The organism is Bradyrhizobium sp. UFLA05-125 (genome assembly GCF_059803515.1).
The window spans coordinates 1-23,976 of sequence record NZ_JBANBJ010000104.1 but is presented as its reverse complement, the minus strand read 5'-3'; the positions used below and the strand labels follow the sequence as shown (position 1 = coordinate 23,976).

General features: G+C 64.5%; 22 protein-coding genes. 13 read left to right on the top strand and 9 right to left on the bottom strand.

Annotated features, from left to right (window positions below; translation table 11 throughout):
* A partial coding sequence (locus tag SO156_RS42515) for a hypothetical protein (RefSeq protein WP_498538998.1) occupies nt 1–440 on the top strand: 440 nt, incomplete at its 5' end.
* A gap of 221 nt (nt 441–661) precedes the next feature.
* Here SO156_RS42515 and SO156_RS42510 read toward each other — a convergent pair.
* Nucleotides 662–2,326 carry an aminotransferase class III-fold pyridoxal phosphate-dependent enzyme gene (locus tag SO156_RS42510; RefSeq protein WP_458147399.1) on the bottom strand — a complete coding sequence of 555 codons (1,665 nt, stop codon included), beginning with the start codon at nt 2,324–2,326 and terminating at the stop codon, nt 662–664.
* A 35-nt stretch (nt 2,327–2,361) separates the two neighbouring features.
* Between SO156_RS42510 and asd the strand changes: the two genes are divergently transcribed.
* The 9 genes from asd to SO156_RS42465 all read left to right on the top strand — a co-directional run bounded on the left by asd (nt 2,362) and on the right by SO156_RS42465 (nt 12,623).
* Nucleotides 2,362–3,225 carry an archaetidylserine decarboxylase gene (gene asd / locus SO156_RS42505; RefSeq protein ID WP_498538997.1) on the top strand — a complete coding sequence of 288 codons (864 nt, stop codon included), beginning with the start codon at nt 2,362–2,364 and terminating at the stop codon, nt 3,223–3,225.
* Nucleotides 3,226–3,297: 72 nt separating this feature from the next.
* A complete protein-coding gene (locus SO156_RS42500) occupies nt 3,298–3,861 on the top strand; it encodes an NUDIX hydrolase (protein ID WP_458147397.1) in 564 nt (187 codons plus the stop codon).
* 314 nt (nt 3,862–4,175) lie between these two features.
* Nucleotides 4,176–5,651 carry an FAD-binding oxidoreductase gene (locus SO156_RS42495; protein WP_498538996.1) on the top strand — a complete coding sequence of 492 codons (1,476 nt, stop codon included), beginning with the start codon at nt 4,176–4,178 and terminating at the stop codon, nt 5,649–5,651.
* 2 nt (nt 5,652–5,653) lie between these two features.
* On the top strand, nt 5,654–6,739 hold the full coding sequence (locus tag SO156_RS42490; RefSeq protein WP_498538995.1) for an ABC transporter substrate-binding protein: 1,086 nt from the start codon (nt 5,654–5,656) through the stop codon (nt 6,737–6,739).
* A 21-nt stretch (nt 6,740–6,760) separates the two neighbouring features.
* The gene (locus SO156_RS42485; protein WP_498538994.1) at nt 6,761–7,855 is read left to right on the top strand and encodes an ABC transporter ATP-binding protein; all 1,095 of its coding nucleotides are present in this window, start codon (nt 6,761–6,763) and stop codon (nt 7,853–7,855) included.
* A gap of 4 nt (nt 7,856–7,859) precedes the next feature.
* Nucleotides 7,860–9,668, top strand: a complete 1,809-nt coding sequence (locus SO156_RS42480; RefSeq protein ID WP_498538993.1) for an ABC transporter permease subunit — start codon at nt 7,860–7,862, stop codon at nt 9,666–9,668.
* A gap of 31 nt (nt 9,669–9,699) precedes the next feature.
* Nucleotides 9,700–10,605, top strand: coding sequence for a 4-hydroxy-tetrahydrodipicolinate synthase (dapA, locus tag SO156_RS42475; RefSeq protein ID WP_498538992.1), 906 nt, complete (start codon nt 9,700–9,702; stop codon nt 10,603–10,605).
* Between the two features lie 15 nt (nt 10,606–10,620).
* Complete coding sequence (locus tag SO156_RS42470; RefSeq protein ID WP_498538991.1) at nt 10,621–11,481, top strand: IclR family transcriptional regulator; 861 nt, start codon at nt 10,621–10,623, stop codon at nt 11,479–11,481.
* Nucleotides 11,481–12,623: an alpha-hydroxy acid oxidase gene (locus SO156_RS42465; RefSeq protein WP_458147390.1), complete on the top strand. Its 1,143-nt coding sequence runs from the start codon at nt 11,481–11,483 to the stop codon at nt 12,621–12,623. Before SO156_RS42470 ends, SO156_RS42465 begins: the two co-directional genes overlap by 1 nt.
* A gap of 183 nt (nt 12,624–12,806) precedes the next feature.
* Here the strand turns inward: SO156_RS42465 and SO156_RS42460 are convergent, their stop codons facing one another.
* From SO156_RS42460 to SO156_RS42435, 6 genes are all read right to left on the bottom strand, one after another.
* On the bottom strand, nt 12,807–13,910 hold the full coding sequence (locus tag SO156_RS42460; RefSeq protein ID WP_498538990.1) for an alkene reductase: 1,104 nt from the start codon (nt 13,908–13,910) through the stop codon (nt 12,807–12,809).
* 196 nt (nt 13,911–14,106) lie between these two features.
* A complete protein-coding gene (locus SO156_RS42455; protein ID WP_498538989.1) occupies nt 14,107–14,610 on the bottom strand; it encodes a DUF1993 domain-containing protein in 504 nt (167 codons plus the stop codon).
* Nucleotides 14,611–14,716: 106 nt separating this feature from the next.
* Complete coding sequence (locus tag SO156_RS42450) at nt 14,717–16,015, bottom strand: lytic murein transglycosylase (RefSeq protein WP_498538988.1); 1,299 nt, start codon at nt 16,013–16,015, stop codon at nt 14,717–14,719.
* A gap of 93 nt (nt 16,016–16,108) precedes the next feature.
* The gene (locus SO156_RS42445; protein WP_498538987.1) at nt 16,109–16,672 is read right to left on the bottom strand and encodes a hypothetical protein; all 564 of its coding nucleotides are present in this window, start codon (nt 16,670–16,672) and stop codon (nt 16,109–16,111) included.
* 168 nt (nt 16,673–16,840) lie between these two features.
* Nucleotides 16,841–18,775, bottom strand: a complete 1,935-nt coding sequence (locus SO156_RS42440; protein WP_498538986.1) for a glycosyltransferase — start codon at nt 18,773–18,775, stop codon at nt 16,841–16,843.
* Complete coding sequence (locus SO156_RS42435; RefSeq protein WP_498538985.1) at nt 18,772–20,043, bottom strand: HlyD family secretion protein; 1,272 nt, start codon at nt 20,041–20,043, stop codon at nt 18,772–18,774. The genes SO156_RS42440 and SO156_RS42435 overlap by 4 nt, the downstream gene beginning before the upstream one ends.
* A gap of 385 nt (nt 20,044–20,428) precedes the next feature.
* On the opposite strand from SO156_RS42435, the gene htpX reads away from it, so the two are divergent.
* The 3 genes from htpX to SO156_RS42420 all read left to right on the top strand — a co-directional run bounded on the left by htpX (nt 20,429) and on the right by SO156_RS42420 (nt 22,573).
* Nucleotides 20,429–21,364 (top strand): zinc metalloprotease HtpX, encoded by a 936-nt coding sequence (gene htpX, locus SO156_RS42430; protein WP_458147383.1) that lies wholly within the window; start codon nt 20,429–20,431, stop codon nt 21,362–21,364.
* A 255-nt stretch (nt 21,365–21,619) separates the two neighbouring features.
* Nucleotides 21,620–21,796 carry a hypothetical protein gene (locus SO156_RS42425; protein ID WP_458147382.1) on the top strand — a complete coding sequence of 59 codons (177 nt, stop codon included), beginning with the start codon at nt 21,620–21,622 and terminating at the stop codon, nt 21,794–21,796.
* Between the two features lie 135 nt (nt 21,797–21,931).
* The gene (locus SO156_RS42420; protein ID WP_458147381.1) at nt 21,932–22,573 is read left to right on the top strand and encodes a tetratricopeptide repeat protein; all 642 of its coding nucleotides are present in this window, start codon (nt 21,932–21,934) and stop codon (nt 22,571–22,573) included.
* A gap of 69 nt (nt 22,574–22,642) precedes the next feature.
* On the opposite strand, the gene SO156_RS42415 is transcribed toward SO156_RS42420, so the two are convergent.
* Both SO156_RS42415 and SO156_RS42410 read right to left on the bottom strand, forming a co-directional pair.
* Nucleotides 22,643–23,008: a hypothetical protein gene (locus SO156_RS42415; protein WP_458147380.1), complete on the bottom strand. Its 366-nt coding sequence runs from the start codon at nt 23,006–23,008 to the stop codon at nt 22,643–22,645.
* Between the two features lie 176 nt (nt 23,009–23,184).
* Nucleotides 23,185–23,976 (bottom strand): hypothetical protein (locus SO156_RS42410; RefSeq protein WP_498538984.1); only part of this gene is annotated, 792 nt, incomplete at its 5' end.

Sequence of the window (23,976 nt, the reverse complement as noted above, 5' to 3'; positions counted from 1 at the left end):
GCTACGACCACATCAACCAGGCGACGCACGAGCACAAGGAAGAGATCAAGGTCGGCTACAACCTTCAGCGCAAGGTCGTGCTGATGGCGATCTGGGCGCTGTCGCCGCTGGTTCTGTTCGCCGATCCGACGCTGTTCGGCCTGTTCAAGCCATTCGCGAGCGCGACCGACTTCTGTCGGCAGGTCGCAAAGATCTGGCTCGCGGTCGGCGCCGGAGGCTTGCTGTTCCGCACCGTGCACCTGTTCTTCATCCGCGATGTCGAGACCGGCCTCGTCTGGATGACCAAGATTTTGACCGACCCGTTCCACGACCTGATGCTCTACCGCAAGGCGCCGCTCGCGCTGATGCGCGGCGAGCTGATGGACCCGGGCCTGCATCTCGTCCCCGAGCACACGCTGGGCTTCATCGCCGAGCCTGAGCTCAGCGAGCAGCACGCCTGAGCGCGCGGCTCTCACCAAACACTCCGATGTTCAAAGGTTACGTCATGCCCGGGCTCGTCCCGGGCATCCACGTCTTGGGGGCTACCTCAAACACCGTCATTCCGGGGCGGCTCGAAGAGCCGAGCTATGGTGCGCCATTGCGCACCAGGGAATCTCGAGATTCCGGGTTCGCGGCTGCGCCGCGCCCCGGAATGACGTTGGACGTGGGTGAAGAACGGCCCTCAGCGCGCGAAGCGCTTGGCCAGCATCTCCTTAAGGATCTGCCGCTTGATGCGCTTGTTGGTCAGCGCAGCATCGTGCCACCAGAAGCCGTCGGCCTTCATCTTCTGCGCGGCGCGGACGAAGCGTTCGGCGACCTCGGTGAAATCGGCGTCGGTGTAATTGAGGCTGAAGATCAGCCGTCCGGTGCCGACCCAGCTCAAGGCGAGGCCCTCGGCGCGCAAGTAGTATTGCAGCATCCAGTTGTATCGGGAGGGCTCGGTGTACTTCACCGTCCAGATCGAGGACAGGTTGGCGACGCGCACCGGCAGATCGGCCTCGCTCAGCATCTGGTTGAGCTTTTGCGCGCGGCCGTCCCAGATCGCATCCAGCCCGTCATAGATGGCGCGGAAGTTCGGGCTTGCGAGCCGGCTCAAGAACTCGTCCATCGCCGTCATGACGTAGGGATGCGAGTTGAAGGTGCCGCGGGCGAAGCAGACGTCGGCGGGACGATCGTCGCGGAAGCGGCGCATCAGGTCCTTGCGGCCGCAGACCACGCCGACGGGAAGGCCGCCGGCGAGGCTCTTGCCGTAGGTCACCATGTCGGCGCGCACGCCGAAATATTCCTGGGCGCCGCCGGGAGCGAGACGGAAGCCGACGAAGACCTCGTCGAAGATCAGCACGATGCCGCGCTCGGTGCAGACCTCACGCAGCTTCTTGAGCCAGGCGGTATAGGCGTCGCGGTCGAAGTTGCCACCGCGCGAACTGTCGACCAGCGAGGAATCGCCGGGCGCGTTCGCGTTCGGATGCAGCGCCTGGAGCGGATTGACCAGCACGCAGGCGATGTCGCGGCGCGTGCGCAGGACATGCAGCGTCTTTTCGGACATTTCGGCGAGCGTGTAGGTCTCATGCGCGGCAATGGGGTTGCCGACGCCGGGCTGCACGTCGCCCCACCAGCCATGATAGGCGCCGGCAAAGCGCACCAGATGCGTGCGCTTGGTGTGGTAGCGCGCGAGGCGGACGGCCTGCATGACGGCTTCGGTGCCGGACATGTGGAAGGAGACTTCGTCGAGGCCCGAGATCTGGCAGAGCCGCGTCACGTTCTCGGCGATGACGGGGTGGTAGGGGCCGAGTACAGGCCCGAGCGCCTGGGCGCGCTTCTCGCCCTCCCCGATGCACTCCTTGTAGAAGTCGTTGCCAAAGATGTTGACGCCGTACGAGCCGGTAAGATCGTAGGAGACGTTGCCGTCGAGATCGGTGACGGTGACACCGTCGGACGACTGCATGAAGCTCGAGGTGCCCAGGTTCTCGCGCACGAGACGGGAGAACTGGAACGGCACACGGTAGCTTTCGGTGAATTGCAGGTCGGAGATTCTTTTCGCCGCCTCGTTCGTCAGCGCACGGCCCTTGGCGTAGCGCGTGGCATAGAGACCGGCGAGGCGAAAGAAGCCGTCGTGGCGCTGGGCCGCGATATTCGCCGGCGCGCCGTCACAGGCGAAATAGTCGTCGCCCTCGAACTCGTAGAACGGGATCAGCCGCGCCACCCTTCGCGACATCTTGGAATGCCCCGAGAGCGAGCGGTGTTTTGCGCGGGACAGCTCGATCCGCGCCTTGATCTTCGGGAAGGCGGCGGCAGCAGACGCTGCGGCGGCCACGGACAATGAGAGAATCGGGAGTGTCGTTTCCATGACAACAAGCGCTAATCCTACCTGCTGACAGATTCATGACAGTCAAAGCCCTCATCGCCTCTTTCACCCAGCAGGAAGACCTCAATTTCCTGCTGACCAACCGCATTCCGCGTGCGGCGCTGACCCGCTTCATGGGCTGGTTCTCCAAGATCGAGAACCCGCTGGTGCGGGACGGCTCGATCGCGCTGTGGAAGCTGTTCTCCGACCTCGATCTGTCGGAGGCGCGCAAGACCCATTTCAAGAGCCTGCACGACTGCTTCACCCGCGAGCTCAAGCCTGGCTTGCGTCCTTTCGATCCGGAGCCCGCGATCGTTGCCAGTCCCTCCGACGGCATCGTTGGCGCGCACGGCAAGATCGCCGACACCGAGCTCTTCCAGGTCAAGGGCGCGCCCTATTCGCTGCTCGATCTCCTCGGCGATCCCGCCCTGGTCGAGCAGCATCGCAACGGCTCTTTCGTCACGCTGCGGCTGACCTCGAGCATGTACCACCGCTTCCATGCGCCATACGACGCGCATGTCGAGCGCGTCACGTTGATCCACGGCGATGTCTGGAACGTCAACCCGATTGCGCTGAAGCGGGTCGAGCGTCTGTTCTGCAAGAACGAGCGCGCGGTGATTCGCACGCATTTGTCGACCGGCGAGGCGGTGACGCTGGTGCCGGTGGCGGCCATCCTGGTCGCGAGCATCCGGCTGCACTTCCTCGACATGGTGCTGAACGCGCAGACCCGCGGCCCGGTTAATTTCCCGTGCGACGTCAATGTGAGGAAAGGCGAGGAGCTCGGCTGGTTCGAGCACGGCTCGACCATCATCATCCTGGCGCCCGGCGATTTTGCCTTCTGCGAGGGCATCGCCGAGGGCACGTGCATCCGTGCGGGACAGGCGCTGCTGCAAAAAAAGTAGCCTTCAATCCGCCGTGTCGGCGGCCTATATCGTTCCCGGGGACGATTCGGTCGACACGACGGGTATTGAGTGATGGCGCGGGCGCCGGTTCTGGCGGCAGGTGGAATTGTGCTGCGGCGTGATGCGCCGCTGATCGCGGTGGTGCGCCAGCGCAAGCGCAATGAATGGGTTTTGCCCAAGGGCAAGCTCGACGATGACGAGACGCTGAGGGAAGCCGCGCACCGCGAGGTGCTGGAAGAGACGGGCCACGACGTCGCCATCCACGAATTTCTGGGCACGCTCGCCTATCCATCCGGTGGGCGCTCCAAGATCGTGCATTTCTGGCGCATGGAGGCGAACGGCGGGCCCGTCCGCAAGCTGATGAACGACATCAAGGCGGTCGACTGGCTGCCGCTGGAGGATGCGGTCGCGCGGCTGTCGCGCGAGTATGAGCGCGCATTCCTCTTGCATGTCGGCCCGATCGCGCTCGCCGCCGCCGGCCTCGCACCGGCCGATATGGACGTTACGCCGCCACTCGCCATGGACGACGTCGATGCCGTGATGCAGACATTGACGCCCGCGGAGGCGGCTTCGGTCGAAGAGTTGCGCCACGGCCTGTTGCGGAAAGTGAAAGCCTGGCTCCGCGGCGAGCCGTGACGGAAGCGTAATGCTGGAGGATCAGGCCGGGCCGGCTTGACCGAAGATCCGCCTTGCCGGCGACGAAAGGCGGTCGATGAGCGTTATCATCTCCGCGGCCGGACCATCGCTACATACTTGCCACCATCACCTCCCCAGCTCGGACCGCGGCTCTCATCGGGACTTGGCGTCTGACCAAATCCCGGCGCCGACCCGCTTGACTCCGCTCGGCCTCAAATCCATGATCAGCATAATGCGATTGAAGTAATCGCATAGCAATTAACAATGAAGCGAGCGGTCGGGGCCACTGGCGGTCCCATCCGGGAGGCCGGTTGATGGCATTGATCGAGGCGTTCAAGCGCTTGCTGGGCGACACGGCCGTGCTCGTTCGCGAGGAGGATCTCGCGGGCCTCACCGAGGATTGGCGCGGCCGCTATCGGGCGCCCGCAGTCTGCGCCGTTCTGCCGTCCACGACCGAGCAGGTCGCTTCCATCGTTCGCCTCTGCGTCGAGAGCGGCACGCCCGTGCTGCCGCAGGGCGGCAATACCAGCCTGTGTGGTGCCGCGACGCCGACCGGCCAGGGCAAGCCGCCGGTCATCATCGCGCTGACCCGCATGCGGCGGATCAGGTCGATCGATCCCGTCAACAACACCATGGTGGTCGATGCCGGCTGCGTGCTGGCCACGATCCAGGAGACCGCGGCAGCCAATGGGCGGCTCTATCCGGTGAGCCTCGGTGCCGAAGGCTCCTGCCAGATCGGCGGCAACATCGCCACCAATGCCGGCGGCACTGGCGTGCTGCGCTATGGCAATACGCGCGACAACGTGCTCGGTCTCGAGGTCGTGCTGCCGGATGGCACCATCTGGGATGGCCTCTACGCGCTGCGCAAGAACAACACCGGCTACGACCTCAAGCATCTCTTCATCGGCTCCGAAGGCACGCTCGGCATCATCACCGGCGCGGTGCTGAAGCTGCATCCGCTGCCGACCGCCGAAGCCGTCGCCTGGCTCGCCGTCGACAGCCCACAGCAGGCGCTCGATGTGCTCGGCCTGTTCCAGGCTTCCTGCAATTCGCGGCTTTCCGCCTTCGAGCTGATGAACGCCAAACAGATCCAGCTCGTGCTCGAGCAGGTGCCGGGCCGCCGCTGCCCGGTCGCGCAAGTCGACAGCTGGCATGTTCTCGTCGAGCTGTCCGATACCGGCGATGCCGAGGCGCTCAACGCGAGCATGCAGGCCGTCCTCGAGCGCGCGCTGGAGGCCGGCTTGATCAGCGATGGTGTCGTCGCCGCGAGCGAAGCCCAGCGCAAGGCGATGTGGCTGGTGCGTCACAGCGTGTCGGAAGCCAACAAGAAGGCCGGCGTCGGGCTGACGTCGGACAGCGCCGTTCCGGTGTCGGCCGTTCCTGCCTTCATCGCGCAGGCCATGAGCGAGGTGCACGCCATCATTCCAGATCTGCCGTTCGTGATCGTCGGCCATATGGGTGATGGCAACATCCATCTCATTCCCTTCTTTGGCTTTGCCGAATGGGATGCCTTGCGGGACCGCGACGCTGTCGGGGAACGTATCCGTCATGCCGTCAACGACGTTGCGGCATCGCTCCGTGGCACCTTCAGCGCCGAGCACGGTGTCGGCCGCACCTTGATGGAGCAGATGACCCGCTACAAGCCTCCGATCGAACTCGCGCTGATGCGCGCCGTGAAGCAGGCTTTCGATCCCTTGGCTCTCTTCAATCCCGGCCAGGTCCTGCCGCCGCCATCTGCGCAGGCGCACGTTTCTTCGCCATCCATCGCAACATCGCATAGAGGGGACTGACCATGACGCATCTTCCGAAGATCATCACCTCCCGCCGTCGCCTGCTGCTGGGCGCAGGTGCCGGCGCCGTCGCACTGGCTGCTCCCGCGATCTGGTCGCCGTCCCGTGCCGCAGGAAAACGCATCGTGGTGCGCGACGACGGCGGCATCTACACCAAGGCCTATGGTGCGGTGTTCTACCGTCCGTTTACGGAAGCCACGGGCATCGAGGTGGTCGGGGTGCAGGCCAATGCCGAGCCGGTCGCACAGATCAAGACCATGGTCGATACCAAGAACTACACCTGGGACATGGCCAAGATCAGCTGGCCCGCGATCCTGCTGCTGACCACTGGCAGCAAGCAATATCTCGAAAAGCACGGCCTCGAATCCGAGCCCGTCATCAAGTCGATCCCTGCCGAATTCATGTCGCCCTATGGCGTCGGCACCAACGTCTACACGACCGTGCTGGCTTATCGAACGGACGCCTTCAAGGGCCGCAAGGCGCCGCAGTCCTGGGCCGATTTCTGGAACGTGGCGGAGTTTCCGGGGCGCCGCGCCGTGCGCAAGCATCCGTTCGACACGATCGAGGAGGCCTTGATGGGCGCCGGCGTGCCGACTGCGCAGGTCTATCCCTGCGATCTCGACAAGGCCTTTGTCTCGCTCGACAAGATCAAGTCGCAGGTCGCGGTGTGGTGGACCAGCGGCGCGCAGGTCGAGCAGATGCTGACCTCGGGCGAGATCGACCTGCTGCCGACCTGGGTGTCGCGTCCCCAGGCCGCGCAGGCGGCCGGCGCACCGGTCGAGATCGTCTGGAATCAGGGCATCTGGGGCGGCGACAACTGGTCGATCCTCGCCGGTACGCCGAATGCGGATGCCTGTCGCGAGTTCATCAAGTTCGCCTCCGATCCGAAACGCCAAGCAGCGCTTATGGAGTATTTCCCCGCCGGCCTCACGCAGCCGGAGGCCTTCAACTACGTCAAGCCGGAGCTCGCCAGGAACTGTCCGACCTATCCGGACAACATCAAGGCGGGCCTGAAGATCGATGCGAAGTTCTGGTACGACAACCAGGCCGCCGTCATCGAGCGCTTCAATAGCTGGATCCTGGCTTAAGCCTCGTGATTGGAGCAGGGCATGACATCGTCGAGCTTGCGCGTCAAAGGACTTACCAAGCGTTATGGTGACTTCGTCGCGCTGGCGCCGACCAGCCTCGACGTCGCGAAGGGTGAATTCCTCACGCTGCTCGGCCCTTCGGGGTCGGGCAAGACGACGCTGCTCAGCCTGATCGCGGGACTCGCGCATCCGGACGAAGGTCAGATCCTGGTCGACGATACCGATGTGACGCACAGTCCTGCCTTTGACCGGGACATCGGCGTCGTGTTCCAGAACTACGCGCTGTTTCCTCACATGACGGTGGAGGACAACATCGCGTTTCCGCTGAAAATGCGGAAGGTCGCCGCCGCCGACGCGCGCCGGCGCACCGCGGAGGCGCTGGAGACGGTGCGCCTGCCGCATGTCGCAAAACGCTATCCGCGCGAGCTCTCGGGCGGCCAGCAGCAGCGCATTGCGCTCGCGCGCTGCATCGTCTACCGGCCCGCGATCATCCTGATGGACGAGCCGCTCGGCGCGCTCGACAAGAAGCTGCGCGATCAGATGCAGCTCGAGATCAAGCGCATCCATCGCGAGCTCCGCACCACGATCATCTACGTCACTCACGACCAGGAGGAGGCGATGACCATGTCCGATCGCATCTGCCTGATGAATGCAGGCGCGATCGAGCAGCTCGGCACGCCGGAGGATCTCTACTTCCGCCCGCAATCGATCTTCGTCGCGGACTTTCTCGGCGAGTCCAACCTGCTCAGCGCAACGGTGCGGCAGGTCGATGCGCAGGGGCTCGACATCGTGCTGGCCGACCAGACGGCGGCCTCGCGCGCCGTCGGCAACGGCGCGAGCTTTACGGCCGGCGAGCCGGTCAAGCTGATGGTCCGCCCCCAGAACCTTCATGTCGCAGATGCGGCGAACGGCAAGCTCACCGGCAGGCTGGTCGACGTGATGATCAGCGGCAGCATGACGCGGCTCTACATCGCGCCCGAAAAGGCCGACATGCCGCAGCTCGTCGCGGCCTATCCTACGCGATCGAGCGCGGCGCCTTACGAGATTGGCCAACGCGTCTCGCTCGGCTGGAATTCCGCGGATGCCGTCGCGATTCGTGACGGCATGGGACACTGACGCCATGGCATTGGCCAAAGCGCCCGCGATCGAGCCGGGCCAGCTCCGGACCACGACGCGCGCGCGTGCCCGGTCGCAGGCCTGGACCTGGGTTGCGATGGGGGGCCCGCTCGTCCTGCTGCTCGTCTTCTTCCTGGTCTACCCCGTCGGCCAGTTGCTGCTGCTCAGCATCTACAACGACAGCGGATTCACGCTTGCGCCGTACCGCCAGCTCCTCGCCTCATCCGTCTATATCGATGTCCTCCTCATCACGCTGAAGATCTCGCTGGTGACGACGCTGGTGTGCGTCGTTACCGGCTATCCGATCGCCTATCTGATTTCCGTCGTCGGCAAGGAACGGAAGGCGGCGCTGTTGTTCTGGGTGCTGCTGTCGTTCTGGACGAGCTTCCTGGTGCGCGCCTTCGCCTGGATCGTGCTGCTCGGGCGCAACGGCGTCATCAACAAGCTCCTGCTGTCGCTCGGCATCATCTCGAGCCCGGCGAGCCTGCTCTATAATTTCGGCAGCGTCCTCGTCGGCATGGTGAACGCGTTGCTGCCGCTTGCCGTGCTGACCATGCTCTCGGTGATGGAGAACATCGACCGCAACCTGCCGCGCGCGGCGACAACCCTCGGGGCGCGGCCGGGCATGGCGTTCTGGAAGATCTATTTTCCGCTCTCGCTGCCCGGCGTCGCCGCGGCTGGCATCATGGTGTTCGTCACAGCGATCGGCTTCTTTATCGTGCCGGCGCTGCTCGGCGGACGCCGCGAGACCATGATCACCCAATTGATCATCGACCAGGTCCAGCAGACGCTGAACTGGGGATTTGCCGGCGCGATCTCCGTGCTTCTCCTGATCGTCGTGCTCATCGTCTTTGCGGTCTACGACCGGCTGCTCGGCCTGTCGACGATGACGGGCGCGGCCGCGCCGCGCAGCGCGGCGCCCTCGCGCCTCGCCGCGCCTGTCCAGAGGATCGGCGACACCGTGCTGACGCTGCTCGGTGTGATCTCCGATCGCATCATTCTCGCGCTGCCGTCGCGCCGTCGCGACCGCAATCCGGACCGAGCGGGCCTCGGTTTGCAGGCGTTCGTCTGGACCATGCTCATCATCATCAGTGCGCCGACGCTCCTGATGATCCCGCTGTCGTTCGGCACCGGCGGCCTCAACTGGCCGCCGCAGGGATTTACGCTGCATTGGTATGAGACCGTGCTGCATTCGCCGGTATGGACGCAGGCGTTCGTGCGCTCGCTGCTGGTCGGCCTGGGGACGGGTGGGCTCGCCATGCTGATCGGAACGCCGGCGGCGTTTCTACTGGTGAGGAGCAATATCCCCGGCAAGGCCGCCTGGCTCGCCTTCATCCTGTCGCCGATCGTCGTGCCGCGCATGATCATCGCGGTCGGCATGTTCTACGTGTTCGCGAGCATGGGCCTCGTCGGCAGCGCCTTTGGTCTCATTCTCGGACATACCGTCGTCGCGGTGCCCTACGTCGTCATGACCATGATGGCCGTGCTGCGCAACTACGACACGCGGCTCGACCATGCCGCGCAAAGCCTTGGCGCGCGGCCCTTCTCGACGCTGCGCTACATCACCTTTCCGATTCTCGGCGCGGGCATGTTCTCCTCGTTCCTGTTCGCCTTCGCGACCTCGTTCGACGAGCTCACCATCGCGCTGTTCGCGACCGGCGGGCTCAACGCCACGCTGCCAAAGCAGTTCTGGGACGAGGTAACGCTTCAGGTCTCGCCCGTAATCGCCGCCGTCTCCACCTGCCTGTTCATGTTCATGGGGCTCTTGATCTTCGTCGCCGAACGCCTGCGTCGGCGCGCTGCCGCAAGGTAGTCATCCCGCGTTCTAACCAGAGGTTCTCGTTATGCTCACTGCCAATCGCCTTCGTGGCCTGCTCCCCGCCATTCCGACCCCGGTGAAGGCCGACGACACGATTGACGACCAAGCGGTCTCGGCGCTGTTTGCCTGGCTGCTCAAGCAGGGCATCGACGGCGTGGTGCCGCTCGGCGGCACCGGCGAATATGGCGCGCTATCGCGCACCGAGCGCATTCGGATGGCGGGCCTGTCGGTGAGGGCCATGGCGAGCAGGGGGCCGGTGATCGCCGGAGTGCTCGACACCGGTTTCCACGACGCTCTCCAGGCCGGCAAGGAATTCGCAGCCGAGGGCGTGGACGGCCTCCTGGTACTTACGCCATATTATACCAATCCGACTCAGACCGGCGTTCGCGACTATTTCCTGCGCTATGCCGATGCCTCGCCGGTGCCCGTCCTGATCTACGAGATTCCCTACCGCACCCGGATCGCGATCGAGCCCAGGATTTTGCATGAGCTCTCGAAGCATCCCAACATCATCGGCATGAAGGCCTGCAATCTCGACATGTATCATTTCCTTCAGGTCGTGGCCGGCGTCGACGACAGCTTTGCAGTGCTCAGCGGCGAGGACAGCCTGTTCCCGCTGCATCTGGCGGCCGGCGCGACGGGCGGCATCATCGTCACTGCTTGCCTGTTGCCGCGCGCCTGGCGACAGATTTACGAGACGGCGATTGCTGGTCGGACGGCGGAGGCACTGAGCCTGCACCGCCGTCTGATCCCGTTCATGAACATGGCGTTTGCCGAGACCAATCCGGGGCCGATGAAGGCGGTGATGGACATGGTCGGCGTTGACGCGCCGCGGATGCTGGCGCCGCTGGTACAGCCGGCGCCGGCGCTGGTCTCGGCCTTCCGCGCCGAGTTCGGCAAGCAATTGGCGATCTCGGAAGGGATTGCGTGAGGCAAGGGATGGCAGATGACGCGTAGTGGCGAGGGCGGCACGAAGAGGGTGCGCAAGGCCGGGAGCGCTGGGAAGAGTACCGGGAAGAGCGCCGAGCCGGCGCGCTCGTCGCTGTTCGTCGGCTCGACCGAGAAGGCCTTTCAGGTCCTTCACGTCTTCGACGGGCCACGACGCTTCATGACGCTGGCCGATATTGCGCGCGCGGCCAATCTCGACCGTAGCGCCACCCAGCGCCTGGTCTACACGCTGGAGACGCTCGGCTATCTCAAGCGCATCGAGGGCACGCGCAATTATGGCCTGACCTCGAAGGTGCTGCAGTTCTCTCACAGCTATCTCAAGGCCAACGAACTCATCGACAAGGCCTCGCCTTATCTGCTCGACATGAGCCGTAATCTCGGCGAGACCTGCAACCTGCACGAGCTCGACGGCCACGAGGTCGTGTTCGTGGCACGCTTTCCTGGCCGGCACCTCATCCATATCGATTTCGTGATCGGAAGCCGATTGCCGGCCTACTTCACGGCGTCCGGCATAGCCATCCTGTCGGCTCTTCCCGATGAGATGCGGCAGGATTTGTTGAAGCGTACGCAACTCGAGCCGCTGACGCCGTACACGATTACGGACCCAGACCAGCTTCTGGAGCAGGTGCGCGTCGCCGCCACGCGCGGCTATTCGATCCAGATCAACCAAAGCGTCATGGGTGACATTTCCGTCGCGGCGCCGATCATCGACGAGCACGGCCGCGCGGTCGCCGCGGTCAACATCTCCGTGCCGACCACGCGATGGACCAAGGAGCGCGCCGAGGCCGAACTCGTGCAGCATGTCCATGTCGCCGCGACCTCGATCTCGAAGTCGAAATTCAACCGCTACGCCGCCTGATGCGGATGCTGCTGAATACCGACGACTACCGCAGCCGTGCGCAAAAATTCCTGCCGCGCGGCCTGTTCGACTATATCGATCGCGGCACGGAGGATGAGGTCGCGTTGAGGCGCCTGCGCGCCTCGCTCGATGAGATCACGCTGACGCCATCGGTGTTGACCGGGCACGATGGGCGATCGTTCGACACGACGGTCCTGGGACAGCGCCTCGCAGTACCCCTCGTCGTGGCGCCGACCGCGCTCGCCGGTCTCGTTGCGCATGATGGTGAGACCAAACTGGCGCGCGCGGCCTCGCGCATAGGCATTCCCGTCTGCATCTCGACGCAGTCGGTGACGACGGTCGAAACCATCCGGCGCGGCGCACCCGACGCGACGCTGTGGTTTCAGCTCTATGTCTGGCGCGATCGGGCGCTGGCGGCAACGCTTCTGGAACGCGTCCGCGCCTGCAGCTGCGAGACTCTGGTCGTCACGGTCGATACGCCGGTTTCACCCAACCGCGAGTACAACAAGCGCAACGGCTTCGGCATTCCGTTCGTACCCAGCCTGCGCAGCACGATCGACGTCGCATTGCATCCGCGCTGGCTCGTCAGCGTTCTCGCGCGCTACGTCCTGAGCGAAGGCATGCCGACCTATGGACACTATCCGGACGAGTTCCGCACGGCGATCACCCGGCCGAGCATCGCGGAGGCCGTGCGCCTCGACCATCGCCTCAACTGGGACGACGTGCGATGGCTGCGCCAGATCTGGCCAGGCAAGCTGATCATCAAGGGCGTTCTGGCCGTCAAGGATGCGGAGACCGCGGCCGAGCTCGGCTGTGACGCCATCGTGGTTTCCGCGCATGGCGGACGCAATCTCGATTGCCTGCCTGCACCGGCGGAATGCATTGCGGCCATCGCGGATGCCGTGAAGGGACGGCTGACGGTGCTCGCCGACAGCGGCGTCCGTCGCGGCACGGACGTGCTGAAATATCTCGCGCTCGGCGCCGAGGCGGTCCTGCTCGGCCGCCTGCCGCTCTGGGGCCTCGCCGCCGGTGGCGAGGCTGGTGCGGAAGCGGTCTTGCGCATGGTCGTCGGCGAGATGGATACGGCGATGGCGTTTCTGGGTGCGGAGCGCGTCGCGGAGTTACGGGCGACGCTTCGATAAGACAAAGGCCGGAAGCGATCCCGGCCTTTTCTGTTGCGCACTGCGCTCTCCACTTTTCTCCGCCGTCATCGTCCGCGAAAGCGGACGATCCAGTACGCCGCGGCCTATCAGTTGAATCTCGCTGCTGGTGGCTACTGGATGCTCCGCCTTCGCGGGGCATGACGACGACACAGGAGAAGGAAACTACTCCGCCGCGTCGGCCGCCTCCAGCCTCGGATAATCCGTGTAGCCCTTGGCGCCGCCGCCGTAGAAGGTGTTCTTGTCCCACTCGTTGAGGACTGCGCCCTTCTTCAACCGCTCGACCAGGTCGGGGTTGGAGATGAACGGCTTGCCGAACGCGATGAGGTCGGCCGCGCCGGCATCGAGTACCTTCGTCGCCAGCTCGAAATCGTAGCCGTTGTTGGCGATGTAGGCGCCGGAGAAGCGCTTGCGCAGGTCCGCATAGTCGAACGGCGCGAAATCGCGCGGGCCACCGGTCGCGCCTTCGACGACATGCAGATAGACGAGCTTGAGGGCATTGAGCCCGTCGACGATATGGTTGAACAGCGCTTGCGGATTCGAATCGGTGATGTCGTTCGCCGGCGTCACCGGCGAGATGCGGATACCGGTGCGCTCTGCGCCCGCCTCGGCGGCGACGGCTTTCGAGACCTCCAGCATCAGCTTCGCGCGGTTCTCGATCGAGCCGCCGTAGGCATCGGTGCGCTTGTTGGCGCCGTCTTTCGCAAATTGATCGAGCAGATAGCCGTTGGCGCCGTGGATCTCGACGCCGTCGAAGCCGGCTTCCAGCGCATTCTTCGTGGCGCGCTTGAAATCGTCGATGATATCAGGAATTTCCGCCAGCTCGAGCGCGCGCGGCTCGGAGACGTCGGCGAAGGTGCCGTTGACGAAGGTCTTGCCCCTGGCGCGGATCGCGGACGGGGCGACCGGCGCGCCGCCATTCGCCTGCAGCGCGGTGTGCGAGATGCGCCCGACATGCCAGAGCTGGATGAAGATGCGTCCGCCGCGCTCATGCACGCGATCGGTGACCTTGCGCCAGCCGGCGACCTGGTCTTTCGAGTAGATGCCGGGCGTGTCCTGATAGCCCTGGCCCTGCCGGGAGATCTGGCTTGCTTCGGTGACCAGGAGCCCGGCGGAGGCGCGCTGACCGTAATAGTCGGCCGCAAGCGGGCTCGGCACGAAAGTTCCGGGCGCTGCGCGATTGCGCGTCAGGGGCGCCATCACGAAGCGGTTGGCCAGCGAGATCGGGCCAAGCTTATAGGGCTCAAACAATTTGGTCGGACGGCTCATGGGAGGTTTTCCAGCAGTGACGGGTAGAGGAAGAGTTGTGCATCGCCACACGCCGCGCAAGGGCGCAGTCATTCCGAAAGCGCAGGCGAGCTGCGCGAAGAGCCGGTGAGGGTGCTGAAAGAGGTCAGTTTTTCTTCAATTTCGTCCGCGGCAGCGGAGTTGATCTCCGTGCCGCGGAAAAAATGGATCACAAATCTCAGTTCATGCCGAGGAAATCGCGCTTGCCGATCTCGACACCGTTGTGACGCAAAATCCCGTGTGCGGTCGCGGCATGGAAATAGAAGTTCGGTAGCGAGACCGAGCTGAAAAATTGCTGCCCCTTGAGCGTCACGGTCCGGTCGGGGCCGGCCGGGAATGTGACCTCCCTGACATCGGCGCCGTCGAACTGCTCCGGCTTGAATGCCTTCACGAAGTCGATTGTCTTCGCCAGCCGCTGTTTCAATTCCGCGAACGTCGTCTCGGTATCCGGCATCGACGGCACCTCGGTGTGCGTGAGCCGTGCGCAGCCCTTGGCCGCGAAGTCGCTGACGAGCTGGATCTGCTTGCCGAACGGCAGCATGTCCGGGAAGAGCCGCGATCCGATCAGCACGCTGGGCTCGATCTTCTTGGCCGCGCAATGGGCCTCCGCCTTGGCGAGCAGGCCGGTGAGGCTGTTCAGCATCTGCAGATAGGCAGGGACGACGGCGTCATAAAAGGACATGTGATGCTCTTTTCTCGTTGGGATGTCAGGAGGTATCCTGATCCCAAGACATGGGAGCATCAAAGGAAAATACAATCGCCGAGGTGACGTCTGCGGAATGAAAATTCTACCGCACCACGCCAGCCGGTTGCGCCTGCGCGGTGCCGCCGCGCATGCGTGCGAGCAGTTCCGCCGTCGGCCAGGAGTCTGCGGGCAGGCCATACTTGATCTGCATCGCCTTCACCGCACTGCGGCTCTGCTGGCCCAGCACGCCATCAACTTTGCCGACGTTGAAGCCGGCGCGCACCAGAAGCTGCTGCAATTCCTTCAGCTCGTTGAACGGCAGTTGCGCCACCGGCTGCGCCGGCCTGCGCATGGGAGCCGCGCCCGCGATGCGTGAGGCGAGGTACCCGGCTGTGGTGGAATAGATCAGCGAATTATTCCACTCGGTGTAGGCCGCGAAATTCGGATAGGCCATGAAGGCCGGCCCCGTCCGCCCCATCGGCAGCAGCACGGAGGCGGCGAGATTGTCGTTCGGCAGCGGCCGGCCGTCGGGATAGGTCACGCCCAGCTGCGCCCATTTCGCGCGCGGCTGCTGCACCGAGAGGTCGGTCTGCTCCCAGGGCAAATTTGCCGGCACCTTGATCTCTTCCAGCCACGGCTCGCCGCGCCGCCACTTCAACCCGTTGGCGATGTAGTTCGCGGTCGAGCCGATCACGTCCGGTCCGCTGCGGAGCAGATCGCGCCGGCCGTCACCATCATAGTCGACGGCGTAGTTGACGTAATGCGTCGGCAGAAACTGCGTCTGCCCGAGCTCGCCGGCCCAGGAGCCGATCATCTCGCCAGGGCTGAGATCGCCGCGGTCGATCACCTTCAGTGCCGCGATGGTCTCGCCCACGAACATCTCCGAGCGGCGGCAGTCATAGGCCAGCGACACCAGCGATTTCAGCGTCGGCAGATTGCCCATGTTGGCGCCGAAATCGCTCTCCAGTCCCCAGAACGCGGCAATCACCGCCGGCGGCACGCCGTATTCCTTCTCGGCGCGCGCGAACGCCGCCGCGTATTGCCTGATGTGCTGCTGGCCGTTCTGCATGCGATAGGTCGCGGCCATTCGCCCGGCGAATTCGGTGAAGAGCTGGCCGAACACGCGCTGGCCGCGGTCGCGGTTGACGATGCCCTGGTCGTAGACGAGGTAGGGCGAGGCTTCGCTGATCGTCTGTTGCGAGACGCCCGCGGCGATGGCCTGCTGTTTTACCTCAGTGAGAAATCGGTCGAAGCTCGCGCCATTGTGGCACGAGGCCGCACGCGGCGCGGTCGACCTCGGCGCGGCCTGCGGCTTTCCGGGCGGCGGCAGCAACTGGGCGGATGCGGTGGCAGAGAGTGCGAGCAGCGAGGCGGCCGCGATCACGAGTCGGGTCTGGAGCATGGGGTTCCGGAAGAGGGCAGGGCTGCGTGGAATCCACCGAATTCTAGGCGAATTGCACGTCGCAAGCTATCCCCGAGGACGCTCAGCCCAACGCTAATCCCCTTCCGGAATCATCGCCTTCAGGAACGCGTCCGCCTCCTCGGCATATGCCGTCGGGAACGACACCTCCTGTCCGGGCGATCCCGCGATCCGGCTCGCCCCTTCGCTGATCTCGAACAGCACCGTGTAGTGTCCAGGATTGAAGAGGAAATCATAGACGAGCAGGACGTCGGTGCCCGGCCGGTCCTTGAAACGATCGATCGCGCGCAGCAGCGGCAACCACGCGAGGAAATCCCGATAGTTGTGTGCGAACTGCATCAGGCCCAGGCGCCAGGTCTCGGTTGCTTCGTCATAGACCGAACGGCCAATCGACAACTCGTCGCCGGCCTCGGCAGCGATCAGGGACTCGATCTTTTCGGCCACCGGCACCTTGTCGGTATCCTCGCCGATCTCGACGATGTCTTCCGGCGCGATCCCCGGACCATACATTTCGGCGTGGCTGATCCAGTCCATCCAGTCGGAGAAGTCGCGTGCATCACAGCTGATGCTGTCGAGATAGCGTTGGTACGCCTGTTTCGAAAGCCGCACCCGGAGATATAGCGAATCGAGCTCTGCCATGTACGGCTCCCAGCGTCATGGATTGGCGGCCGGACGCGACCTTCACTGAGCAACCCATGCCGTTGTCGGACGGCGCGTCGCTGGTATCGGTTCAATCGGAAGCGACGAGAATCCAGATGTGAGGACAATCGGCTGCGTCGCTGCGGCCCGCTGCCGGCGCGACGAGAGCTAGCTGAACAACCGCAACATCAGGGCTTTCCCGACTGGCAGCGCCCTGATGCCGCGGTAGGCGCGCACATATTCGCCGGCATAGAACGCCCGGACTGCGTGCACGCGCGTGTCCATGCCCTCTTCGAACCGCACGGCAAAGCCGTTGGTGGTCCGCCGCACCACGGTAGCCGCGATGGAACGGCCATAGATCTGGCATTCGATCGCGCTGCCGATCGCAGGTGGGTCGGGATCGATCAGCCGAGCGCCGGTGATCGAGATATCGGCAAGGCGGGCGAGGTGCGACTTGCCGACCTGGCGCACCAGGATGGCCTCGTTGCGGACGAAGCGTTCGGCCTTGCGCTTGCGCGGCTGCTCGATGCAGACGAAGCAGACGACGGTGAGGATGAACGCGTTGTAGAGGCTCCAGGCCAGCGCCAGCCCGCCATAGGCAATGCTCTCGCCGCGCAGGTGCAGGATGAAGGCATAGGCGATCGCCGCGAGCGTGATCAGAAGCGCGGTGCCGTAGAGCCGCAGTAGCGGCCATTCGACGAATTTCTTGTCGCGGTCGCCGCCTTTGGCCGTGACCTTGAACTTGTGCCCCTTGGGTCTCAGCAGGCCGGTGGTGACGGCCTTCAGCACAGCGGGCGCCGCGACGAGCTGTGACACGTCCGTCATCATTGCAAGCGAACGGCCGTGCGACAGCCACGCCATCGTCAGTCCGTGCCAGACATAGAACGGGAGGAAGAAGTGCAAGAGCTCGCCGAGGTCCGCCTGCACCGCCTTGATGCCGAACAGCAGGAACAGCCAGGGCACGACCAGCCCGAACATCTTGGCGAAGTAGACTGTCGTCCAGCTCATGAAAGCGTCGACCAGCGAGAGCCGGTCGATGAGCCCCAGCTTCGATGTCCGCGACAGCGGACTGCTGCGGCCGCGCGCGATCTGCATGAAACCGAGACACCAGCGGCCGCGCTGGGTGATGTATTCCTTGAGCCCTTCCGGCGCGAGCCCGATCGTCAGCCGCTCGTTGAGATAGACGGTCTTGAGGCCGCGCTCCTTCAGGCGCAGGGTCACGAGATAATCCTCCGTCACCGAGTCCGTCGGGAAGCCGCCGATCTGCATCAGCCCGGAATAGCGGATCAGGGACGAGGTCCCGCAGCAGAACGCGACGCCCCAGGCATCCTTGGCCGGCATCAGGATGTCGAAGAAGAAGCGCTGCTCGTCGGGCCACACGTCCGACGCGGCGAGGTTGGTCTGGATCGGATCGGGATTGATGAAATGCTGCGGCGTCTGCACCACGCCGACGGATGCATCGTCCACCAAGCTGATGGTGCGCGCGAGAAAATCCGGACGCGGCACGAAGTCCGCATCGAGGACGGCGACGAAGTCCGGCCGTTCCGGCAGTCCGCCGACATGCTTGAGCGCGTGGTTGATGTTGCCCGCCTTGGCATGTCGGTTGTCGGAGCGCGTGAGATAGTGGCAGCCAAGTTCGCTCGCGAGGTGCCGCAGCCACAGCCGGCGTCCGTCATCGAGCACCCAGACGCGGTAATTGCCGTACTCCATACCGGTGGCGCCGATGATCGTGCGCTCGAGGATCGATCGCTCCTCGTTGTAGGTGCAGATGAAGACGTCGATCAGCGGCGCCTTCGGATCGGTTGCGCGACTGTCGACCTCGGTGGTGCGTGTGGTGGTGCGGCTGAGGAACAAGAGCGACAATGCAACCGCGACCATCGAAGCCGCTTCCGCCAGCATGAAGGGAAAGCCGAAGAAAAAATCCACCGTCAGTCCCGGTGGAGGCAGCGTCTGGGTGACGCGCCAGTAGAAGTAGCGCAGCAGGAGGACGAACGACACGCCGGTCAATAGCGAGCGGGCCAGCGTGTTGTCACGCCGGAGAAGCGGCACCATCGCCATGAAGGCGCCAAGCGCGAGAAAGCCTGGCGCCAGTGCCGCCATCATGGCGTGGTCTCGCGCCTGGCAAATACGACGCGCCCGGTCCGGCCGACCGTGCAGTCGTGGGCGGCGGTATCGGCCGGGGCCACCGTCACGCGATAGGGCTCCTTGTTCAGCGCGTCGGGATTGATGGCGAGATTGGCGGGCGCACCGGCCGAGCCGGTCAGATTGACGACGGTGCCGGAGATCGGCTCGCCGCCGTCACTCGGCTCGAAGGTGGCGTGGTCGCCGAGCAACAGCCGGTTATAGACGCTCTCGGTGACGTTGGCGGTGATGACGGCGCCGCTGCAATCGAGCACCTTGAGCAGCGGCTGGCCCGCCTGCACATCCTCGCCCGGCGAGGTCATCATCTCCCAGACGCGGCCTGCGACCGGCGTCTTGATGTTGGCCTCTGAGAGGTCGGTGAAGCGGATCTCCTCCGTGATGATCTCGTTCGCAATCCAGGCGATCTCTGTGTCGATACGCATCAGATCGGCTTCCAGGTCCTTGGCGCGCTGGCGCATCTCCTCTTCGCGCTGTACCGAGCTTGGCCGGTCGTTATAGCTGTCGCCGAGGAACGAGCCGCTTTGCGCCGCGGTCAGCTCGACCTTGGCCGCGTCCAGCCGCTTGCGCGCACCGAGCTCGGTCTGCTGCGCCACCGAAAGCTCGCGCGTCAGCCGCGCGAGCTCGACGGTGGAGATGTTGCCGGATTTCGACAGCGATGAGGCGCGATCCACCGCTGCGCTCGCTTCCTCGCGTCGCGCCGCTGCGGCCTCGATCGAGGTCTGGATCTCTGCGATGCGTGCCTCGAGCTGCAGGACGCGTCCATTCTTGAACTGCTCGGCCTGCCGCGCGAGGTCCTGCTGTGCCGCCTGTGCCGTCGCCAGCTTGGCCGCGAGAGATGGCCGCTCGTTTTCCAGCCGCGATTTCTGCCGCCGGAGGTCATCCAGTCGCGTTCGATCGCTGCGCGGGTTGATCACCCGCAGCACGAGCGCGCCGGCATCAAGCCGTGCCCGATCCTTGATGGGATCGGAGGCTGCGACGATACGCCCACCGATCGGCGCACGCAGCGTGACGAGGCGGGAGTTCAGCACGGCTTCGACGCTGGAATTTTGCAGCATGGCGCGCAGTGGTAGCCAGCCGAACACGGCAATCACGGCAAGGCCTGCTGCGATCTTCAAGCCCCGCCACAAATAAGGCCAGCGCGACGCCGGTTCCGCGGCCTCCATCCGGGCTGCAGGTTCCTGCAGATGTTCCTCGTCGGCAAACAGGCGTTCCTGCAGCGCGTGCTGCAAGGCCCTGGCATCCGAGCTTCTGGCTTCGGGGGCACTTTCTGCCTCGCGCGCGGGGGACGGAGATGTATTGCCGGCGGAAATCGCTCGAGATCGGTCCATCATGGGCAGTCACCTTGCTGACTGGAGGCAATGGAACCGAGTAATGCCCAGGCAGGCCTGGGGTGCCCGGTTGCCCTCGATTAAGCGGCGGCTGCCTTTCCAACGGGTAAACTTCGGCGTGGGGTTTGGTGCAAATGCGCCGTAAGGTTTACGAGTGCCGAATTTGCCCTCGCCCGCACCCGCCGCGGCTCTCCGACGCGGCGGGTGATCTTGCGGCGCGACGGCGTCGCCATACTTTGATTGCGCCGGCTGAAGGCTTGCCCACGGCCGGCTCACGGAGGCGGCCATGAACTATCTTCGCACGGCAATTCTCCTCGCAGGCCTCACCGCCCTGTTCATGGGCGTCGGCTATCTCATCGGCGGTGCCGCAGGTGCTATGATCGCGCTGGTGGTTGCGGCGGCGACCAATCTCTTTGCCTACTGGAACTCCGACCGCATGGTGCTCTCGATGTACGGCGCCCATGAGGTCGACCGCGCCAGCGCGCCGGAACTGGTCGGCCTCGTCGCCGAGCTTGCGGGCCGTGCCGGGCTACCGATGCCGCGCGTGTTCGTGATGGACGAGGCACAGCCCAACGCGTTCGCCACGGGTCGCAATCCGCAGAATGCCGCGGTTGCCGTCACCGCCGGCTTGATGCATCAGCTCAGCCGCGAGGAGCTCGCCGGCGTGATCGCGCATGAGCTTGCGCACGTCAAAAACCACGACACGTTGCTCATGACCATCACCGCGACGATTGCCGGCGCGATCTCGATGCTGGCGCAATTCGGCATGTTCTTCGGCGGCCATCGCAACAGCAATTCCGGTCCCGGCATCGTCGGCTCGATCCTGATGATGATCCTGGCGCCGCTCGCTGCAATGCTGGTCCAGATGGCGATCAGCCGCACCCGGGAATATGCCGCCGACGACCTCGGCGGACGCATCGTCGGCCAGCCGATGTGGCTCGCATCCGCGCTGGTCAAGATCGAGAATGCCGCGCATCAGGTGCCTAACTTCGACGCGGAGCGCAATCCCGCGACGGCGCACATGTTCATCATCAACCCGCTGTCGGGGCACGGCGTCGACAGTCTCTTCGCAACCCATCCCTCGACGCAGAACCGCATCGACGCGCTGCAGCAGCTCGCGGCCGAGCTCGGCGCGAACGGGGCCCCGTCGCTCGGTGCCAACGAAAACTACCCGCCGCAAAGTCCATGGGGCCGCTCGTCCTCGCGCGGACCGTGGGGATGAGACGTGCAGAAGCCGCAGGAAACGTACTTGCGGCTTCGCAATTGAAACGGAAATTTCTGGGGCAACGTCGCAGTGTTCACGCCATTCGCGTCAGCGTCAGGATGCGATTTGCGCCTATAGTTGTCCAAAAGGACTCTTGCGCTTCGTCTCGCATTGATTCACACAAGTGCGAGTCGCCTTTTTCGGCGAGTCGCAGGCCGGACCGACGGCTTGGCGAGTTTGAGAATTGTTTAAACAGAATTGCCGGAGGTGCACATGTTGCACGTGAACCGGGCCGTGCGGGACGGGACAGCGTCGCACGAGAGCTTTCTGGTCAATGCGGAAGGCGCGCTCCTTCTGACGTCCTTCGCGCTTGCCGCAATCGGCTGGTGCTGTCTGCTGGCAATGTGGCTGACGAGAGCGCTGTCCTGGGCGTCCGACTGGGCGACCTGAAGGCCGGCGCAGCCGGGATTGTGGCCGGCTTTGTGAGCTGGCGCACACAAGATCGTCCCCGCCGGTGCTAATCCGGTCAGACCTCAAGCGTCTGAAAGGGGATGCGTGGCCGGCCTGTGCCGGCGACGGCCGGCGATGACCAGATTAACTGCGCCATTGTTGATCGTGTCGGGCATTCTCGTTGGATTGTCGTTGCACACCGTCGTCAATTGCGGCGATGCCAACGAGCCCGACGTCTGCTCGGCCGTGATCGGCTTCAGCCCGTTCCGCGGCTCGCTGATCGCATTCGCCTATGAGGGGCGCGGCCGCATCGCGCTGCGGCACGGTGACGCCAAACGGGCGATCGCGGATTTCGACCAGGCCATTCATCTCAATCCGAACCGTGCCGCCGCCTTCCGCGACCGCGGCCAGGCTCACCGGCAGAACGGCGAGTTCGACCTTGCAATTGCCGACTACGACCAGGCGATCGCGCTCGATCCGAGGCTCGCCGCGTCCTATTCCGAGCGGGGGGTCGTGCTTGCGGCCAGGGGCGATCTCCAGCGCGCCATTTTGAGCTACAGCACCGCCATCCGCCTCGCGCCCCACGATGCGGACGCGCGCGTCAATCGCGGCCTTGCGTTGCTTGCGAGCGGGCGAGCGGAGGAAGCCCGGGCCGATTTCGAAGCCGTCCTCGCGCTGCCGGAGCGTCCAGACGGCGCCGCCCATCAGCTTGCCCGCGCCAAGCTCGGCGAGCTGGGCGAACCAAGGCCGACCAACATCTCCGCCCCGCTGCGGTGAGATCCTTGTGCCGCATCGACGGCGCTCCCTTTCCCTTGCAGGAGAGAAGTGGAGGCAGCGTTGCGCGCCTTATGCTTTCTTTTTCTTCTTCGTGGGCTTGGTCTTGGCGGCCGGCTTTTCCTTCGCCGGCTTCTTCTCCGCCGCCTGCTTCGTCTCGGCCATCTGCGCTGCGGCGGCGCTGGCCGCGAGGCGCATCGACCTTGCGTAGCTGTCGGCGACGTTGTCGGCGGACATCTGGAGGCGCTTGGCGGCAGTTGTGGCCTGCTCCATGGTGTTCTTCGCGATCAGCTTGTAGCGCTCGCGGGCATCCTTGCCCTTGGCCTTGGCCGCGAGGGCGTTGAAGCGATCCCGCCGCTCCTTGGCGCGGCCCATCAGGCTCGAATGCAGTTGTCTGGCCAGTTGCCGGATCACAACATCCAGGTCGGCGTCCGCCATATTCTTCTATCCTCTTCGAAACAGTCACCAAATTGATGCGCGGGACTATGCAGATCGGGCCCCGCCTTGGCAATTCCCGGCTGTGCGCCATCCGCATCTTCCGGTTTACAAAACAAAAAAGGCCGCGCTCGTCGCGCGGCCTTGGCGTGGTTTGGCGCAGGAGCGCTATTTCTGCCTCACTTCAGCGAGGCAACCGGTCCGCTTGAAGCAGCCTGCGGGTCGGGGTCGAAGCCGAAGACGCCGACCAGATATTTGTAGTAGTCGGGCATCTTCTCCTTGAGCGCTTCGCGAGTTTTGGGATCCTGGAAATCGCTCTTTCCGGCCAGGAAGATGCTGGCGGTCACGGCAAAGAATTCCATGTGATTCTTCATCGCATAGGCTTCCTTGGGCAGCAGGTCCTTGGACTTGGCATAGGCGTAATAGCTGATCACGCCCTTGTTGGCGTAGCCGTCCGGCAACAGCCGCGCGTGATAGGCGTGCAATAGCTCGTGGAGCAGCACGGCCTCCTTCTCGTAACGCATCATGTCCGGCCGCAGCATGATCACGCCAAGTCCCGAATCGACTGCGAGGTCGACGGCATTTGGATTGGTCCATCGCTGCTTGTCATGGTCCCAAACCGTCAGCGTGCGCGGGACGTGGCGCTCCACGTTCGGGGTGACCCGGCCGTAACACGCAGTTGCGGCGCCTTCGTCGAGGCAGGCCAGTTCGCTCGCGATGATCGGGACGGTGTGGAAGAAGCGCAGCACGCGCGGGGAGAGGCCGACACCTTCGACGACGTCGATCTGGCGCTTCAGATTGTCGGTGAGCTTGTCGACGTCCTTGCGGTCGGAGTTCTCCGACAAGTCGAACATGTAACCGCGGTAGCTCTGGAAGTTGGGTGGCAACGCCTGCGCTGCGTCCGCGGACGCAGCCTCGAGCGGCCCGGCATTGGACGGATTGGCGAAGAGCGCGCCGACAATGGTCGCGGT

Bases quoted from the DNA above. Each gene is read 5' to 3' on its own strand.
- SO156_RS42445 (WP_498538987.1), bottom strand. From the start codon at position 16,672: ATGGCAGAGCTCGATTCGCTATATCTCCGGGTGCGGCTTTCGAAACAG.
- SO156_RS42420 (WP_458147381.1), top strand. From the start codon at position 21,932: ATGACCAGATTAACTGCGCCATTGTTGATCGTGTCGGGCATTCTCGTT.
- SO156_RS42465 (WP_458147390.1), top strand. From the start codon at position 11,481: ATGCGGATGCTGCTGAATACCGACGACTACCGCAGCCGTGCGCAAAAA.
- SO156_RS42470 (WP_498538991.1), top strand. From the start codon at position 10,621: ATGACGCGTAGTGGCGAGGGCGGCACGAAGAGGGTGCGCAAGGCCGGG.
- htpX (WP_458147383.1), top strand. From the start codon at position 20,429: ATGAACTATCTTCGCACGGCAATTCTCCTCGCAGGCCTCACCGCCCTG.
- SO156_RS42455 (WP_498538989.1), bottom strand. From the start codon at position 14,610: ATGTCCTTTTATGACGCCGTCGTCCCTGCCTATCTGCAGATGCTGAAC.
- SO156_RS42450 (WP_498538988.1), bottom strand. From the start codon at position 16,015: ATGCTCCAGACCCGACTCGTGATCGCGGCCGCCTCGCTGCTCGCACTC.
- SO156_RS42495 (WP_498538996.1), top strand. From the start codon at position 4,176: ATGGCATTGATCGAGGCGTTCAAGCGCTTGCTGGGCGACACGGCCGTG.
- SO156_RS42415 (WP_458147380.1), bottom strand. From the start codon at position 23,008: ATGGCGGACGCCGACCTGGATGTTGTGATCCGGCAACTGGCCAGACAA.
- dapA (WP_498538992.1), top strand. From the start codon at position 9,700: ATGCTCACTGCCAATCGCCTTCGTGGCCTGCTCCCCGCCATTCCGACC.
- SO156_RS42490 (WP_498538995.1), top strand. From the start codon at position 5,654: ATGACGCATCTTCCGAAGATCATCACCTCCCGCCGTCGCCTGCTGCTG.
- SO156_RS42485 (WP_498538994.1), top strand. From the start codon at position 6,761: ATGACATCGTCGAGCTTGCGCGTCAAAGGACTTACCAAGCGTTATGGT.
- SO156_RS42460 (WP_498538990.1), bottom strand. From the start codon at position 13,910: ATGAGCCGTCCGACCAAATTGTTTGAGCCCTATAAGCTTGGCCCGATC.
- SO156_RS42500 (WP_458147397.1), top strand. From the start codon at position 3,298: ATGGCGCGGGCGCCGGTTCTGGCGGCAGGTGGAATTGTGCTGCGGCGT.
- SO156_RS42440 (WP_498538986.1), bottom strand. From the start codon at position 18,775: ATGATGGCGGCACTGGCGCCAGGCTTTCTCGCGCTTGGCGCCTTCATG.
- SO156_RS42480 (WP_498538993.1), top strand. From the start codon at position 7,860: ATGGCATTGGCCAAAGCGCCCGCGATCGAGCCGGGCCAGCTCCGGACC.
- SO156_RS42510 (WP_458147399.1), bottom strand. From the start codon at position 2,326: ATGGAAACGACACTCCCGATTCTCTCATTGTCCGTGGCCGCCGCAGCG.
- SO156_RS42425 (WP_458147382.1), top strand. From the start codon at position 21,620: ATGTTGCACGTGAACCGGGCCGTGCGGGACGGGACAGCGTCGCACGAG.
- asd (WP_498538997.1), top strand. From the start codon at position 2,362: ATGACAGTCAAAGCCCTCATCGCCTCTTTCACCCAGCAGGAAGACCTC.